The following is a 16,877-nucleotide window of genomic DNA, read 5'->3' as shown; positions in this document are numbered from 1 at the left end:
GCATGGATGGAGAGGTTTTAAAAATGGCGGTAAGCCAAGGTCTGGGGTATTCATTATTTGTATGGCTCTTTTTTTATACCCTAAAGAAACAAGAGCAGAGAGATAATAGGAGCGAAAAAAGAGAAGGGAACTATCAGGGTATAGTGCAAGAATTAACATCTAGTTTATCCTCAATAGAAGATATTAAATGTGATGTAAAAGAAGTTAAAGACTATATATTAAAAAAATAAAAGGTGGTAGATAAAATGGATTTAATAAAGTTTGTTCCAGAGCAACTACTTATATTGTTAGCGGGGTTATATGTAATAGGAATATTTCTTAAGAACAGTCCTAAAGTATTAGATTGGTCAATTCCATGGATTTTGCTTGTTGTAGGCATTGGAGGATCTATAACATTACAACAAGGTATTACAGCATTAGCAGTATTCCAAGGAATAGTATGCACAGGTACAGCAGTTTTAACTAACCAATTAATAAAGCAAACATCAAACAAAGAACAATAAAAAGATTATTTTGACTAGTTAATAGGATATTGAAATTATTATAAAAATAATCCCACTTATTATAAAAAGTATAGAATTACTATATTTATCTGTTTCTTTGCAATAACCAATATAATTAGGAATAAAACGCATACTTAAGCCTAGCGATGTAGTCATAAAACCCACAGATAATAAAAAAAGCTTTGAACTTTTACTTAAGATGGTAATTACTAAAATAGGTATGATGTAAATTAATATTGCTATGAATTTTAATTTTGGATTCTTATTCATTTATTCACCCCTCTTAAATCTAAGATAGTGTTAACACTACCTTTGTTTTATTTATTTCAATCCTTGCTATTGCAAGGGTTTGTGCTATTTTAAACGTAAAAAAGCAATGACTCCCTCTTTTCTGATATAATTGTTGTATCTAACCCAACAAAAATCTCCAAAAAGGAAGGTGTCATTGTGAGTACAATTATATCAATATTAGTTACATATAATCAACTATTACTTTCACAAATAAATCAATTACTTATTTTCATTGCGAAAAACATACCTTTAAAGGCTCCAAAATATGATATGACAAGCCCTAAATACAAAAAACTTACTGTAGATAAATTACCCATTATTAAGACCTTCGAACATCTTGATTACAAGCGACTTTTAAATGAATACAAAATTGCTAATGGTAAGGATAAAAAGCCAGTAAATCCTCGCGGAAAGAATCTAGTAGGACCTGATACTGTCTGCCCTCGCTGTGGTGCTCCGCACAACTATATCTACGATAATGCAGGTGGCCGTGGGCAACTTTGCTGCAAGGTTTGTGATTTGCATTTTAGTAAAAACAAAGTTGACTTCAAGACCGCGCTCTTCATTTGCCCTTCTTTTGGACATACTCTGAGCAAAAAGAAAGATCGCAAGAACTTTTATGTTCATAAATGTGTTAATAAAAAATGTGACTTCTATCTAAATTCTCTTGCAAAACTTTCATCAGAAGATCTAGAAGAATACAAGAAAGATAAACACAAATTCAAACTCCATTATATTTACCGCGAATTTACTACTAATTATTTTGACGTGGATTTATCCTCTATGCCTAAAGGTGCCACTAACCTCAAATTCAGAAATCTTTCTTCTCATGTAATGGGACTTTGCCTAATATATAACGTTAATTTAGGACTATCTACACGCCATACTGCACGTGCTCTTTAGGAAATCCATGGAGTTAAAATATCTCATATCATGGTTAGTAGATATGCCATAACAGCTGCCGCTTTAGTTAAATCCTATGTCGATAATTATGACTATAAACCTACTAATTATCTTGCTGCTGATGAAACTTATACTAAAGTCAAAGGAAAGACTCAATATATCTGGCTGGTTATGGATGCCATTAAAAAATCAATTTTAGGATACCAAGCCTCATTTACCCGCGATACTGTACCTTGCATTTTAACTATGCGTATGGCTTTTGATAAGTTTAAAGAATTTGCTGGTATATTGCTGATGGTTATACGGCATACAAGCTTGCGCAGCAACAGTTCAATCTTAATGGCTTTGAGTTCGATGTAACTCAAGTAATTGGACTCACTAATAATGATTCTATTTCAACTGAATATCGCTGGGTTAAACAAATAATTGAACGCCTTAACAGAACATTTAAATTCTCTTATAGAGTTACAAACGGCTTTGGTAGTGAGGAAGGTTCCAACACGCACTTGGCCTTATTTGTAGCATATTACAACTTTCTTCGACCGCAGTCTTACGCTTACTTTGAACCATTAAACCCTATCCCTGAGCTTGAAAGAATTTCTACCATGCCAGGAAAATGGCAAAAGTTAATTGAACTTTCACAACAACTTATACTAAAAAATCAAGTTGTATAGATATAATCAAATTATTTTCACCTATCAGCGTTTTGTTAAAAACAAACAGTCTGAAAAGGTGTATTCTTGTTGCTCTTTTTTAATTTTCGAGAGTAAATTTAAAGGTTCTAGTTAAAGAAAAACTAACACTTCATTATTTTAGAGCACATTTTCACTTTTCAAAGTGTAATTTAAATCTTAAAATTTTTAATCTGTTTTTTCATAGATTAGTTAACACTATCAAATCTAAAATGACTTAATAGAGTAATTATACTATTTTAACAACTTAAAATATACCATTATGTTAAAATTTTACTGAGTCAGATGCGAGAACAAAAATATTTACAATGTCAGATTTAAGAAGAAAATAAGTAGAGAGTTTAATTACTCTCTTTTTTAAATTTAAAGGAGGAATTTTTATGAGTATAAATAAAGTAGCACAAGACTATGGACATGGAGTTAATCCAGATATAGGAGCAGTAGGGATAATAACAGAGGAATCAGTAATAAATAATATAGCAAGTCATGTGGATGTTCAACTTCATGATAGAGGTGTAGAAGTTGTATGGACTAGACCGACTAGCGTAAGTAGTGTTAATGATTCTTTGAATCAAAGGATTTCCAAGGCGAATGCTAATAATGTAGATCTATTCATTTCACATCACGCCAATATGGCACAGGGAAACGGCCATGAAATATGGGTAATTGGACTTGGTGGAGAAGCAGAAGCGTATGCAAAAAAGGTAGATAGAGCATTAACTAAATTAGGTAGTAATTCAAGAGGTGTTAAGGTCGGTAATTTAGCGGTGCTTAGAGGTACTAATACACCAGCAATATTAATAGAGTACTTTTTCCTAGATACCCAATCTAATGTAGATTTTTACAATAGGGTTGGTGCTTATGCTTATGCCAAGTCAGTTGTAAGGGCTATATTAGGAGATGAACCACAAGTAGAAGAGCATATAATAGAAGAAAATCCTATTCAATATGGAACTATAAAAGTAAATTCTGTATTAAATGTAAGAGATGGAGCTTCAACAAATTCATCTATAATAGGACAACTAGCTAATGGGCAAAAAGTTAAAATAGATGAAAGATATAGTACAGATATTTTCTATAATATTTATTATGGAAATAGTGGAGGGTTTGTTCATAAGGATTATGTAAAATTAGATTAATCAAGAGCCTAGAGATTTTTCTCTAGGCTTTATTTTTTTGCACAAACCATTTTTATAACGGTTTCCTTAATGTTTGGAGTATTATGAATAGTATTGATAATTATTTTTTATGCTCAAATAACTGTTCTGGAGAAATATTTAATTCTTTTGCAATTTTAAATAGCATAGATAATTTAATATCATATCTATTGTTTTCTAGCTGGGAAAGATAATTTTGACTTATTCCAATTTTAATAGCTAACTCTTTTTGGGTTAATCCACTCTTTACTCTATACTCTTTTATCTTTAGTTTATACATATTTTATTCACCGAAATAAGTATAAACTACTGGAAACACGTAAAGAAGCACTCTACTTAAAAGTAGGGTGTTTTGTTTTATTATGTCTTATTTTGTCGAAAGTATCGGGGCACTCGATATCATTTGGGTGTACAATAATGTTGTGGAAAAGATTACATATAAGATTAAGTTTGCAATACAAATGATAAATAATTCAGGAGGTATTTAGGATGACAGAGAATGAAATCATGTTTTATAAATTATTATCAAAACTAAAAAAAGAAAAAGCTACTAAAAACGAACAGGATATATTGAAAAAGGTAAATAAAAATACTAATGATTAAAAGTTAGAGTATAATTTTAGTAGGCAGAACTAGTATAAAAGACTATATAATCGAGTAGGAGCTAAATAATTAATTTATTTAGCGACCTCTCACACCACCGTGCATACCGTTCGATACACGGCGGTTCAATAAGAATTAATGTTTTAATAAATATGTTTCAGATATAGAAACTAAACCTATCTTTTTAAGGTATTTATTAGTTAGTGTCTTGGATAATATTGGGCTATTGGATGTTCTCCAGTAGCTCTTCCTTGTGTTTGCATATTGCCAAGCTTTATTGTTTGGCAGCCCTAACTTAACAAGGTTTTCGTGCTTTGTTTTAATCTTTTTCCATTGTTTCCAAAAACACATTCTAATCCTTCGTCTTAACCATTCATCAAGTGTTTTAAGAATACTTTTAATGTCTGCAATAGCAAAATAGTTTACCCATCTACTATTACCTGCTTAAGTTTCATAAACCTATATTCCATGCTCATCGCATTACTTCTTGAAGTTAATTCCTTTAGCTTTGCTTTGAATTTATTCATAGGCTTTTGAGGAACTCTTATTCTATATTCACCTTTTGCTTGGTAAAATGAAAATCCTAAAAATTTAAGTTTCCAAGGTCTATCTACTGTACTCTTTTCTTTATTCACTTTAAGCTTTAATTTTTCCTCAATAAATCTTGTAATACTCTTCATTACTCTATTTGCTAATTTCTCACTTTTAACATATATATTGGCATCATCAGCATATCTACAAAAGTTTAGTCCTCGTGTTGTTAGTTCTACATCAAGTTCATGTAACATTACGTTACTTAATAATGGGGATAAAGGTCCACCTTGAGGTGCTCCTTCTTCAGTATTCATTAGTACCCCATTTATCATCACTCCACTTTGCAGATACTTTCGTATCAGCGAAATTACCCTACTATCTTTAATATCTTCCGATAGTATCTTTATTAATTTATCATGATTTATCGTATCAAAGTATTTAGAAAGATCTATATTTACTGTCCATGTATCTCCAGCATTAATATATCTCATGCACTTTTCAACAGCTTGTTTCGCACTTCTTAGAGGTCTAAACCCATAACTATTATCTGAAAATTTCTTTTCATATATTGGTATTAGAACTTGTGAAATTGCTTGTTGAGCAACTCTATCTACTACAGTAGGAATTCCAAGTAGTCTTATTCCCCCCTCCGGTTTGGGTATTTCTACCCTTCTTACTGCTTGAGGTCTATATCTGTTTTCCAATAATGATTGCCTTAGTTCTTGTCCATGCTCTTTTAGGTGTTGTAGAAGTTCATCTACCGTCAACCCATCAATACCATGACTTCTTTTATTTGCTTTTACTCTTTTATATGCTTTATTCATATTATCTCTGGACAATACTTGCTCGAGTAAATCATTACCGTATCTATTCACATCGTTTCTTCCTTCTTCTGACATATGAGAAATACTATGCACTTCTACGTTACCTTTAAGTTCCACTTTATTCTCTCGTAGAGAGTCTTCTTTATGAAGTTGTCTGCTTTCATCATATTTCTTCGTATCTTTCAAAATTTCAAAACCTCCTATTGTTCAGTCCTTCCCACGCTAACGCGTTTCGCATGGTACTATGACTTCTGCTGACTTCTGATAGTTCAACCTTACATCACTGTATGGATTGTTGTCTCTAAATTCATATCTACAACTTATCTATCAGATCTCCCCGGGTAAGAACCATAGCCATCAAGCTAAGAAACCCATTATCTGTTTTATGGTATAATTTTTAGGGAATTATTAGGCCAGAAAGGATACCATAAAATATGCACAAAAGATTAAAGATACTTATAAATAATATAAAAGAAGTTTTTTCACTTAAACTCTTAGATAAGCTTAGTAAAAAGACAAAATTTGTTAGAAGAAGAAGCAAAATCACCGCTGAAACATTTTTAGCTTTTAACACTTTTTTAAGCGAGGATATATGCAGTAAATCTTTAAGTACATTAAGTGTAAGGCTTGCTGCTCAATATAATTTAGAAATTTCTCCACAAGCACTTAATGAAAGATTTAATGAGTATTCAGTACAATTTATGCGAGAAGTTTTTAATAATATGATGCTAAGTCAAAATAAGATACTAAGTCATCCTCATAGAAAATTAAATTTTAGTAGAATCCTTGTAAATGACTCTACTAGCTATGGCTTACCTAGTAAGTTCTACAATGAATTTAAAGGCTCTGGAGGCTCAAGCTCAAAAGCTGCAATAAAAATACAGCTACAATATGATTTATTATCTGGAAGCTTTTTATGTTGTGATACTTATAATGGAACAGCAAGCGACGGTAAATATGTTGAAGTTATGGATAAGTATACTGAAGCTGGAGACCTTCGGTTGACGGATTTAGGCTATTATAAACTCGATTATCTAAAGCAAATAGATGCTAAAGGTGCATTCTTTATTTCTAAGTTAAAAAGTACTACAGTCATATATAAGAAAAATCCCAATCCCCAAAGAAACTCAAAGGGAGAAATATTAAAATCAACTGAATACATAAAAATAGATATCTTTGAGCTCATAAAACCATTAGCCGATGGTCAAACAATAGAGCTTAAAGATATCTACATTGGTTCCAAAAAGGAACTAAAAAGCAGATTAATTATAACTAAATTATCTGAAGAAAACAGGAAAAAAAGAAAAAATAAACTTATAAAAGCAGTAAAAAGAGATTGTGGCAACATAAATGATAGAAGTTTAGCTTGGAATGGAGTAAATGTATATATAACTAATGTACCTGAAAATATACTAGCTACAGAAGAAATACATGATGTTTATTCTTTAAGATGGCAAGTAGAGATAATGTTTAAAATATGGAAATCAATATTTAAAATTAATAACGTAAAACCAGTAAAGATAGAAAGATTCAAGTGTTTTTTATATGGAAGGCTAATTGCATTAATACTCTCATCTACAATAGTTTTTTCAGCTAGAAATATTATTTATGAAGAAGATAATAATGAAATAAGTGAGTTAAAATCTTTTTGTGTAGTTACAGAGTTTTTTAGCACTTTAAAAATTGAAATTTTTAAAGGTGAACTAGCTATTTTAAAGTTGATAAAAACAATAATTAATACAATTCGGAAGTTAGGAAAAAAATCAAGAAAAAAAGGTCGGAAAATAGTCACTGATATATTAGATTATCTAAAGATATCAGTTGATGATTTGTAAGAAGTGGCAATATAATCAAGGGATAATATCCATTACTAACCTTTTATTGGTGCGTGAATTTGTCACCTTTATTAAAGTTACCCAATTAATCGGGCGAATTACTACTATATGAATTTATGTATTAATTTGTATTCGGACTAATTTCCAACTAGTATTAAATATAGCCATCAAATTAATTGTAACTTATTGGCTGAATTAGCTTGATGGCTATGGGGTAAGAACGCAATCTTTAACTCCATCTATCTGCTACATTTACATCGCCTGTTTCGAATAGTTTTGGGCTTCGTTTTGTATTGCAAACTTACCCACAGACATATGCCTTATATGTAGTTTCTGTTCGTCAGACCAGAGTTTTGCCGCCGACTTCCTTCAGATTCCTCCTCTCGGAGGACACCCTTGTCTTAAGCTATGCACTTGGTACTATTAACCCGTGCTAGGGACTTTCACCCATTAGATTGCGCCCATGCCGGGCGCACAATAAAAGGAGATGCAAAAACATCTCCTAAGTACATAAATTATCCATTATAATTTTATTATCTAGACAAAACTGAATGGAGTTGAATTTATGTATAATGTTAGTTTAAATGAAAACGGCTTAACTTTCAAGGAGATAGAGAAAAAGATTTATAAGATGGTTTGTTATGAAGCCTGCAATGTTTTAAAAAATGTGTTGGAAGCTTTAGATGAAAAGATACTTAAAGAAAGAGATATTAAAGTATATAGAAATAAGGGACTTAAAAAGACTTGTTTAAGAACGATTATTGGAGATGTTGAATATTCAAGACGTATCTATCAGTTTGAACTTGAAGATGGTAAAACAGCTACTAAGTTCCTTTTAGATGAGTATCTAAGCATGGACACTATAGGGAATGTATCCATAAATCTTGTAGAAACTATTTTAGCAAACGTGTCAGAAGTATCTTTTAGAAAAACAGCCGAAAATATAAAAACAATGTGTAATCAGGAAATTAGTGCTCAAGGAGTTTGGAACATAGTTCAAACGGTTGGAGAAAAAATAAATGAACTAGAAAAGCGTAAGATTGAACTAAATGAAAAAGGTGCGTTGAAAGGCGAAAAGGAAGTACCAGTGCTATTTCAAGAGCAAGACGGGGTGTGGTTATCCATTCAGGGAAAGGATAGACCAAAGGGTAAGAATAGAAAAAAAGAACTTAAATTAGCAGTATCTTATACAGGTTGGAAGTTGCGTCCAGGCAGTAAAAAAGAATATGTTGTTATTGATAAAACTGTTTGTGCAAGTTTTAATAGTTCTAGCCACTTTAAAAAAGTTGCGGAAGCAACCATTGCTGAAAAGTATAATGTTGATGAAATAGAAACTAGGATATTAAATGGAGATGGTGCAAAGTGGATAAAAGCAACCTGTGAAGATCAAGACATACACTTTAAGCTCGATCCATTTCATATAAGCCAAGCAATTATTAGAAAAGTAAGTGATCAAGTGATTCTTAGACTTAGGTGGAGTTTGCTTATAAGGAATACATATCTCCATCAAAGTCTTAGAAGAACTTATCCAGGGGCTCAGCAGCCGTCATCCCCATCTTGAAGAAGATAGGGGAGTTACGGATGGTAGCCATCGGATAAAAAAGAACAGAAAGTCTTACTTAAGTTATTTAGGCAAGGGAAAGTTGATGAAGGATTAGAAGTAATTGTTAACATGATGATAGAAAGTAATAAAGATGAAGTTGTTTTTAAAAAGCTTACAGAGCTATATGACTATTTTGTGCATAATAAAGAGGGCCTAGTTCCATATAAATTAAGAGACAATATAACTATGCCCACGGCACCCGAAGGGGTAGAATATAGGCAATTAGGAACTATGGAACATAACATTTGCGATGTGTTAGCACATAGAATGAAAGGTAGAAAAATGAGCTGGTCTATTAATGGAGCCGATAACTTATCTAAAATTTTAGCAGAAAAGTTCAGCAATAGATTATTTAGTACCTTGGATAAAATCTATAAAAACATTATCCCGAAGGGCGTTATAGATACTGTAATTCGTGAAATACCTTTATCCGGTTCCGCGGTTAATAAAAAGGGTACGAAATCTAAAGAATATAAGATACATACCGCGCCTATTCTGTGTAGTGGAGCTGCGGTTACCTTGGGAAGAAAAGTAATACAAAGACTTTGTGGATTAAAAGGATTTGGAAGTTTTAGTTACAATTAAGAATAAAAATGGGTAGGGTAAATTATAAATACCTCATGTAAAATAATGGATAATAAATTAAATAAAATAGTTGCCCACTTTTACTTGACTCAAACGATTAAAATGAGCCTGTTTATTTCTAACTGATTAATGTGCTATAATACAATGTGAATTTAATAAAAGATATCGCGAATTGATAGGGGGAAAATAGACTATGAATAAAAATATAGTTAAAAATAAATCTAACAAAGAACTCTTCTTTATTTATACATATGGTTGTCAAATGAATGAGGAAGATTCAGAAAAACTTTCTGGGATGCTAAAAAATATGGGCTATGAAAAAACTCAAAACAAATTAGAGGCATCCATTATTATATTTAATACTTGTTGTGTAAGAGAAAATGCAGAACTTAAGGTTTATGGTAATATAGGTGCATTAAAAAATATAAAGAAAGAAAACCCGGATTTAATTATAGCTGTTTGTGGTTGTATGATGCAACAAAAGGGTATGGCAGATATGATTCTTAAAAAGCATCCCTTTGTTGATATAATCTTTGGAACACATAATGCTTATAAGTTCCCAGAGTACTTAAATAGGGTTATCCAAGATAAGGTACAAATAAAAGAGATAATGGATAAAGAAACTAAAATTATAGAGGGTGTACCTATAGATAGAGATAGTGACACAAAAGCTTTTGTAACTATAATGTATGGCTGCAATAACTTTTGTACTTACTGTGTAGTGCCTTATGTTAGGGGAAGAGAAAGAAGCAGAAAGCCTTTAGATATAGAAAATGAAATAAAGGATCTAATTTCAAAGGGTTATAAAGAGATTACCCTTTTAGGTCAAAATGTTAATTCCTATGGAAAGGGCTTAGATGAAGAGATTACATTTGCTGATCTTTTAAGACGTATTAATGAAATAGATGGAATTAAAAGAATAAGATTTATGACATCTCACCCAAAAGATCTATCAGATGAGGTAATCTATGCGATTAGAGACTGTGATAAGATATGCGAACAAATACATCTTCCTGTTCAAAGTGGATCTAGTGACATCTTAAAGAAGATGAATAGACATTATGATAGAGAAGATTATTTAAATATAATAAAGAAGGTAAAAAAAGAAATTCCAGGTATAGCTATAAGCACAGATATAATTGTAGGCTTCCCTGGAGAAACAGAAAAGGACTTTGAAGATACTTTAAGTCTTATAGAAGAGGTGGGATTTGATTCTGCTTATACCTTCATTTATTCAAGACGAAAGTATACACCAGCAGATATGATGGAAGAGCAAATAACTAATGAAGAAAAGCACGCAAGATTTAATAATCTAATGAAGATTGTTAATAAGGTTGCTATAAATAAAAACAAGAGCTATGAAGGGTCACTTTTAGAAGTTCTTGTAGATGGACCTAGTAAGAATGATGACACTAAGCTTTGTGGAAGAACTCGTACAGGTAAAATAGTTAACTTTGTAGGGGATACAAAGGATATAGGTGAATTGGTTAATGTTAAGATAACCAATGCTTTATCTTTTTCTCTTAATGGAGAGAAGATTTAAAAAGTCCTAAATACGCAGGATAGGACTTTTTAAATTCAACACTAAGGAGGAAATGATATGGCACTAACGCCTATGATGCAACAATATTTTGAGATAAAAGAACGTCATAAAGATTGTATATTATTTTTTAGATTAGGTGATTTTTATGAAATGTTTTTTGAGGATGCAAAGTTAGCTTCAAGAGAATTAGAACTTGTTCTAACTGGAAGGGACTGTGGTTTAGAGGAAAAGGCTCCTATGTGTGGCATACCATATCATGCGTCAAAGGCTTATATCGGTAGGTTAATAGTTAAAGGCTATAAGGTAGCTATTTGTGAGCAAACAGAAGATCCAGCCGTTGCTAAAGGCATTGTTAAAAGAGATGTAGTAAAGGTTATTACTCCTGGAACCTTTAATGACAGTAGTTTTATTGATGAGAATAAAAATAATTATATAATGAGTATTTATGGAGACCATAAAAATATATCACTAAGTATATCAGATATTTCAACTGGGGAATTTTTTAGTACCGCATTTAGCTTGAATTATGATTTAGTTATAGATGAACTTTCCAAATTTCAACCTAAAGAAATAATTATATGCGAAGGTATTGAAGAAGGGCTTAACGTTAAAACGAATATTTTTAATAGTATAGTTATAACTAAAAAACCTATAAGTTATTTTACTAATGATTCTCATGAAAATGTAAAACTTCAATTTCCAAATAATAAAACTTCTTTACAAGAGGAAATAGTTTTCTCTGCTAGTGGATTGTTAAATTACATTATGGATACACAAAAACAATCATTATCTAACATAACTTCTCTAGAGGTTTATGATGTTTATGAATTTATGTCTATAGATGTAAATTCTAGACGTAATTTAGAACTCACAGAAAACATAATGGATAAAAGTAAAAAGGGATCTTTACTTGGTATATTAGATAACACTAATACAGCTATGGGGAGTCGGATGCTTAGACGATGGATAGAACAGCCCCTTATAAGTAAGGTGCTTATAAATTATAGATTAGACGGTGTAGATGAGCTCTACAAAAACCTTAGACTTTTAGATGATATCAAATTTTCCTTAAAAGATATCTATGATATAGAAAGAATTATAGGCAAAATTTCTAATAAGAATGTAAATGCTAAGGAATTACTTTCATTAAAAGCTTCATTAAAGAAGCTTCCAGATATAAAAGGGATCTTAAAACATTCTAAATCCAATATATTAAAAGATATAAGTAATAATATAGATGAATTAGATGATATCTATAAGCTTATAGATGATTCTATAATAGAGACACCATCATTATCTTTAAAGGAAGGTAACTTAATAAAAGAGGGCTTTGATTCAAAAATAGATGGCTTTAAAGAAGCTAAATCTAAGGGCAAGATGTGGATAGCCTCTATGGAGAGTAAAGAAAGAGAGTTCACTGGTATTAAGTCTTTAAAAATAGGATACAATAAAGTATTTGGTTACTATATAGAGATAACTAAAACTCACTATGACTCTATTCCAAAGGATAGATATATAAGAAAACAAACTTTATCTAATGCTGAAAGATTCATTACACAAGAATTAAAAGAAATTGAAGATCAAATCTTAGGTGCGGAAGAGAACCTTATAGAATTAGAATACAAATTATTTGTAGATATAAGAGATGAAATTGAAAACCATGTTGAAAGAATGAAAACTACAGCAAGATATATCTCCACTATAGATTGTCTTTATTCGTTAACTAATATAGCCCTAGATAATAATTATGTACGTCCAATTATAAATGATGATAATTATATAAATATTAAAGAGGGAAGACATGCTGTTGTTGAAAAGTTAATAGAAAAGGGTAGGTTTGTAAGTAACGATACCTACATGAATACAAATGATGATCAACTATTGCTTATTACAGGGCCTAATATGGCGGGTAAATCAACTTATATGCGTCAAATAGCTGTTATAGTATTAATGGCACAAATAGGCAGCTTTGTACCTGCTGATTATGCAGATATAAGTATATGTGATAAGATATTTACAAGGATTGGCGCATCAGATGATTTAGCTGGTGGTAAGAGTACCTTTATGGTTGAAATGTGTGAAGTGTCTAATATACTTAAAAATGCTACTACTAAAAGCTTGGTTTTATTAGATGAAGTAGGTAGGGGTACTAGTACCTATGATGGGCTTAGTATAGCCTGGTCCGTTATAGAATATATTTGTACAAATAAAAATCTAAGGTCTAAAACTTTATTTGCAACTCATTACCACGAGCTAACAGTGCTTGAAGAAAGTCTTAAGGGCGTAAAAAACTATTCAGTATCTGTAAAAGAAATAGATAATAGCATAGTGTTCTTAAGAAAGATATTACCTAAAGGTGCTGATGAGTCTTATGGTATAGATGTAGCAAAACTTGCAGGCCTTCCAAAAGAGGTTATAAATAGGGCAAGAGATATCCTTTTAAGTCTTGAGACGGATTCTAAGAGTAAAAGGATATCAAAGGAAAATCATTTAAATAAGGAAAAGACTCTAGATGATGAAAACATTTCAAAGGGTAATTCAATAAAGAGTAATTCAATTAGTGAACCTAAGATTAATAAAGATGTTACTAACGAGGATAAACTTAAACGCAACAAGGATTTAATTAAAGAACATAGCCCTCAAGATATAGATAAAAAGGATATGTATCAGATAGGATTTAAAGACTTAAATAAAGAAAACTTTATGGTAGATATATCTGAAATTGACATACTAAACATGACCCCTTTAGATTGTATGGTTAAACTTAATGAACTGGTTAAAAAGGCTAAAGATATAAATTAAACTTAATAAATTAGTGAAAATGCTAATGATATAAATTAATAAAAGGTGGTGATACCTTTTGGATAGAATTAATATTTTAGATGAAAATACATCAAATAAAATTGCAGCAGGGGAGGTTGTTGAAAGAGCCTCTTCTGTAGTTAAAGAGCTTTTGGAAAATAGTATAGATGCTAAGGCAAAAAATATTACAATTCAAATAGAAGAGGGTGGAGAAACTTTAATAAAAATAATCGATGATGGTGCAGGTATACATCCTGATGATATAAAAACTGCCTTTATACCCCATGCCACAAGTAAGATTTCAGTTATTGAAGATATATACAATATAAGCACTCTAGGATTTAGGGGAGAGGCTTTAGCTAGTATAGCCGCAATATCTAAGGTAAGACTATCTTCTAGAATAGCCTCTAATGATTTTGGTGTAGAGATTTTTGTATCTGGGGGGAAGATTGAATCCATAAAAGAAGTTGGGTGCAATGTAGGTACTACTATAGAAGTAAGAGACATGTTTTATAACGTGCCTGCAAGAAAGAAGTTTTTAAAGTCTAAAACAAGAGAAACTTCATTGATTAGTGAGATTGTAAGTAAAATTGCTCTTTCTAATCCTGACGTATCCTTTAGTTATTATAATAATAATAAAAAGTCTTTAAGTACTTATGGAACATCTAATAATCTAGATAGCATAAGAAGCGTTTATGGTAAAACTATAGCTGATAACTCTATATATTTCGAAAGTCATAAAGACACATTATCTGTATATGGATATATAGGTACTGAGGAGATAAGCAGAAAGAGTAGAAATAACCAATCCATTTTTATTAATAAAAGATTTATCAAAAATAGAACTATAACCACCGCTGTAGAAAATGCTTATAGAAGTTTTTTGACCATTAATAATCATCCATTTTTCATAATATTTATTGATATTTTCCCTGAGTATATTGATGTTAATATACATCCAACTAAGGCAGAAATCAAATTTAAAGATGAAAGGATAATTTATTCTTCAGTATTTAATGCAGTTCATAATAAATTAAAAGATCATCTAGAAGGCAGTTTTTATTTACCTGAAGAAAAAAACAAACCAAGTATTTATGAAGATTCTCCTTATGAAAAGATAAACTTTCTAAAAGAGAATTCAAACTCTGTTGAAAATTCAAGTGAACCTAAAAGTCATGACTATAAATATGGCCATGATGATTTATCTAGTATACAAAAGGATACTTTTAATAATACTAAGGGTTATATAACTGAAGATGATGTTATTTTAAATAAAGAAGATATAACTATGGAAACTATATATATTCCAGTGGATTTAAAAAGCCATGATATGTCTAGGGCTGAGATTCAGCTAGACGAAGATATCTTTAAAAAAGACAAACTTCCGCCGTTAAATCTAATAGGTCAATATAATAAAACCTATATATTAGCAGAATATGATCATACACTATACATTGTAGACCAACATGCAGCACACGAGAAAATATTTTTCGAGAAATATAAAAAAGAAATTATAGATTCAAGTGTAATAATACAAAGCTTACTTACTCCTTGTATTTTAGAACTTAATTATGAGGACTTTGGCTATTATATTGAAAATAAAGAACTATTTTTAAAAAGTGGATTTCATATAGAAGAATTTGGTGAAAACACCTTATATATTAGAGAAGTTCCTTATATGTTAGGTAAACTAGATGTTAAAAACACATTTTTATCTATATTAGATGATATTAAAAATTTCGGTACAGGAAGTACGGATGTTGTAAAGTATAATAGAATTGCAACTATGGCATGCAAGTCTGCCATAAAAGGAAATGATAAACTGTCTTTAGATGAGATGAAATCATTATTAAAAGAGCTTTCTACAATAGAAGAGCCTTTTACTTGCCCTCATGGTAGACCAACGGTTATAAAATTTAGTAATTATGAATTAGAAAAAAAATTTAAAAGGGTACAATAGTTTATGTTATTCCACTCTAACATAAACTATTTAATTAAGGTGATCTAAATGAAAGACAAATTAATAATACTCACAGGGCCTACAGCAGTTGGTAAAACAGAACTATCTATTAAGCTTGCTAAAAGTATTAATGGAGAAATAATTTCAGCAGATTCTATGCAAATATATAAGGATATGGATATTGGATCAGCTAAGGTAGAACAAAAATTTCAAGAAGAGGTACCACATCATTTAATAGATATTATATCTCCTATGGATAGTTTTACAGTTGCAGAATATAAATCTTTAGCCACTGAAAAGATTAAAGATATCATTAGTAGGAAAAGGATACCTATAATTTCAGGTGGTACGGGCCTTTATATTGATTCTATTATATGTAACTTAGATTTTACTGAAGGTAATAAAGATATTGATTATAGAAATTATCTTGAAAACTTAACAGAAGAAAAAGGGAAAGAATATGTTCATAGTATGCTTAAGGATATAGATACAGAAAGTTATGATAAAATCCATCCAAACAATTCTAAAAGAGTTATTAGAGCCTTAGAGGTTTATCACATTACAGGGAAGCCCTTTAGTTCTTTTAAAAGAGATGATTTATATGATGTTCCTTATGACATATATTATTATGCCCTTACTATGAATAGAGAAGATTTATATAATAGAATAAACAAAAGAGTAGACACTATGATGCAGCAGGGCCTTTTAGAAGAGGTAATTAAGTTAAAATCATTAGGTTGCAATGGTAGATTACAATCTATGCAAGGCATCGGATATAAGGAGTTACTAAAATATCTTAGTTTAGATACTACCTTAGATGATGCTGTAGAGGATATAAAACAAAATTCTAGAAATTATGCAAAAAGGCAATTAACTTGGTTCCGAAAGGACCCTCGAGTTAAGTATATAGATAAAGATATATATTCAGATGAAGAAATACTAAACACTATTACTAAAGAAGTAAGAAGTTGATTAGGTTCTCTATTATAATATATATTAACTATTAATTTATACAACCTAAAAAGGATATTTTCTATGTTTA

The 16,877-nt window shown here is 30.7% G+C and carries 16 protein-coding genes; 12 read left to right on the top strand and 4 right to left on the bottom strand.

Features of this window, described 5'->3' with window-relative positions; genetic code table 11:
- Positions 1-2: 2 nt before the first annotated feature.
- Entirely contained in the window at positions 3-230 is a 228-nt protein-coding gene (locus DY168_RS06615) for a BhlA/UviB family holin-like peptide (protein ID WP_115641049.1), read from the top strand.
- A gap of 15 nt (positions 231-245) precedes the next feature.
- Positions 246-503: a phage holin family protein gene (locus DY168_RS06610; protein WP_115641048.1), complete on the top strand. Its 258-nt coding sequence runs from the start codon at positions 246-248 to the stop codon at positions 501-503.
- An 18-nt stretch (positions 504-521) separates the two neighbouring features.
- On the opposite strand, the gene DY168_RS06605 is transcribed toward DY168_RS06610, so the two are convergent.
- On the bottom strand, positions 522-773 hold the full coding sequence (locus DY168_RS06605) for a hypothetical protein (protein WP_115641047.1): 252 nt from the start codon (positions 771-773) through the stop codon (positions 522-524).
- Between the two features lie 177 nt (positions 774-950).
- Between DY168_RS06605 and DY168_RS15335 the strand changes: the two genes are divergently transcribed.
- From DY168_RS15335 to DY168_RS06595, 3 genes are all read left to right on the top strand, one after another.
- A complete protein-coding gene (locus DY168_RS15335) occupies positions 951-1,697 on the top strand; it encodes a hypothetical protein (protein ID WP_242984071.1) in 747 nt (248 codons plus the stop codon).
- 30 nt (positions 1,698-1,727) lie between these two features.
- Positions 1,728-2,057 carry a hypothetical protein gene (locus DY168_RS15330; protein ID WP_242984070.1) on the top strand — a complete coding sequence of 110 codons (330 nt, stop codon included), beginning with the start codon at positions 1,728-1,730 and terminating at the stop codon, positions 2,055-2,057.
- Positions 2,058-2,769: 712 nt separating this feature from the next.
- Complete coding sequence (locus DY168_RS06595; RefSeq protein ID WP_115641046.1) at positions 2,770-3,528, top strand: N-acetylmuramoyl-L-alanine amidase; 759 nt, start codon at positions 2,770-2,772, stop codon at positions 3,526-3,528.
- 100 nt (positions 3,529-3,628) lie between these two features.
- On the opposite strand, the gene DY168_RS06590 is transcribed toward DY168_RS06595, so the two are convergent.
- The 3 genes from DY168_RS06590 to ltrA form a co-directional block, all read right to left on the bottom strand.
- Positions 3,629-3,826: a helix-turn-helix domain-containing protein gene (locus tag DY168_RS06590; RefSeq protein WP_115641045.1), complete on the bottom strand. Its 198-nt coding sequence runs from the start codon at positions 3,824-3,826 to the stop codon at positions 3,629-3,631.
- Between the two features lie 458 nt (positions 3,827-4,284).
- Positions 4,285-4,542, bottom strand: coding sequence for a group II intron maturase-specific domain-containing protein (locus tag DY168_RS15185; protein ID WP_341458806.1), 258 nt, complete (start codon positions 4,540-4,542; stop codon positions 4,285-4,287).
- 29 nt (positions 4,543-4,571) lie between these two features.
- Positions 4,572-5,693 carry a group II intron reverse transcriptase/maturase gene (gene ltrA, locus DY168_RS06585; protein WP_341458782.1) on the bottom strand — a complete coding sequence of 374 codons (1,122 nt, stop codon included), beginning with the start codon at positions 5,691-5,693 and terminating at the stop codon, positions 4,572-4,574.
- Positions 5,694-5,941: 248 nt separating this feature from the next.
- On the opposite strand from ltrA, the gene DY168_RS06580 reads away from it, so the two are divergent.
- The 7 genes from DY168_RS06580 to miaA all read left to right on the top strand — a co-directional run bounded on the left by DY168_RS06580 (position 5,942) and on the right by miaA (position 16,807).
- On the top strand, positions 5,942-7,342 hold the full coding sequence (locus DY168_RS06580; protein ID WP_115641044.1) for an IS4 family transposase: 1,401 nt from the start codon (positions 5,942-5,944) through the stop codon (positions 7,340-7,342).
- A gap of 565 nt (positions 7,343-7,907) precedes the next feature.
- A complete protein-coding gene (locus DY168_RS06575; RefSeq protein WP_115641043.1) occupies positions 7,908-8,903 on the top strand; it encodes a UPF0236 family transposase-like protein in 996 nt (331 codons plus the stop codon).
- A gap of 111 nt (positions 8,904-9,014) precedes the next feature.
- Positions 9,015-9,530, top strand: a complete 516-nt coding sequence (locus DY168_RS06570; protein ID WP_115641042.1) for a hypothetical protein — start codon at positions 9,015-9,017, stop codon at positions 9,528-9,530.
- A gap of 193 nt (positions 9,531-9,723) precedes the next feature.
- On the top strand, positions 9,724-11,073 hold the full coding sequence (miaB, locus tag DY168_RS06565; protein WP_115641041.1) for a tRNA (N6-isopentenyl adenosine(37)-C2)-methylthiotransferase MiaB: 1,350 nt from the start codon (positions 9,724-9,726) through the stop codon (positions 11,071-11,073).
- A 57-nt stretch (positions 11,074-11,130) separates the two neighbouring features.
- Positions 11,131-13,875: a DNA mismatch repair protein MutS gene (gene mutS / locus DY168_RS06560; RefSeq protein WP_115641040.1), complete on the top strand. Its 2,745-nt coding sequence runs from the start codon at positions 11,131-11,133 to the stop codon at positions 13,873-13,875.
- Positions 13,876-13,933: 58 nt separating this feature from the next.
- Positions 13,934-15,835 (top strand): DNA mismatch repair endonuclease MutL, encoded by a 1,902-nt coding sequence (gene mutL, locus DY168_RS06555; protein WP_115641039.1) that lies wholly within the window; start codon positions 13,934-13,936, stop codon positions 15,833-15,835.
- A 48-nt stretch (positions 15,836-15,883) separates the two neighbouring features.
- Complete coding sequence (gene miaA / locus DY168_RS06550; RefSeq protein WP_115641038.1) at positions 15,884-16,807, top strand: tRNA (adenosine(37)-N6)-dimethylallyltransferase MiaA; 924 nt, start codon at positions 15,884-15,886, stop codon at positions 16,805-16,807.
- Positions 16,808-16,877: the final 70 nt, after the last annotated feature.

The organism is Clostridium putrefaciens, from assembly GCF_900461105.1.
Lineage (GTDB): Bacteria > Bacillota > Clostridia > Clostridiales > Clostridiaceae > Clostridium_L > Clostridium_L putrefaciens.
The sequence above is the reverse complement of the archived record's forward strand: the minus strand, read 5'-3'. Positions and strand labels throughout refer to the sequence as shown.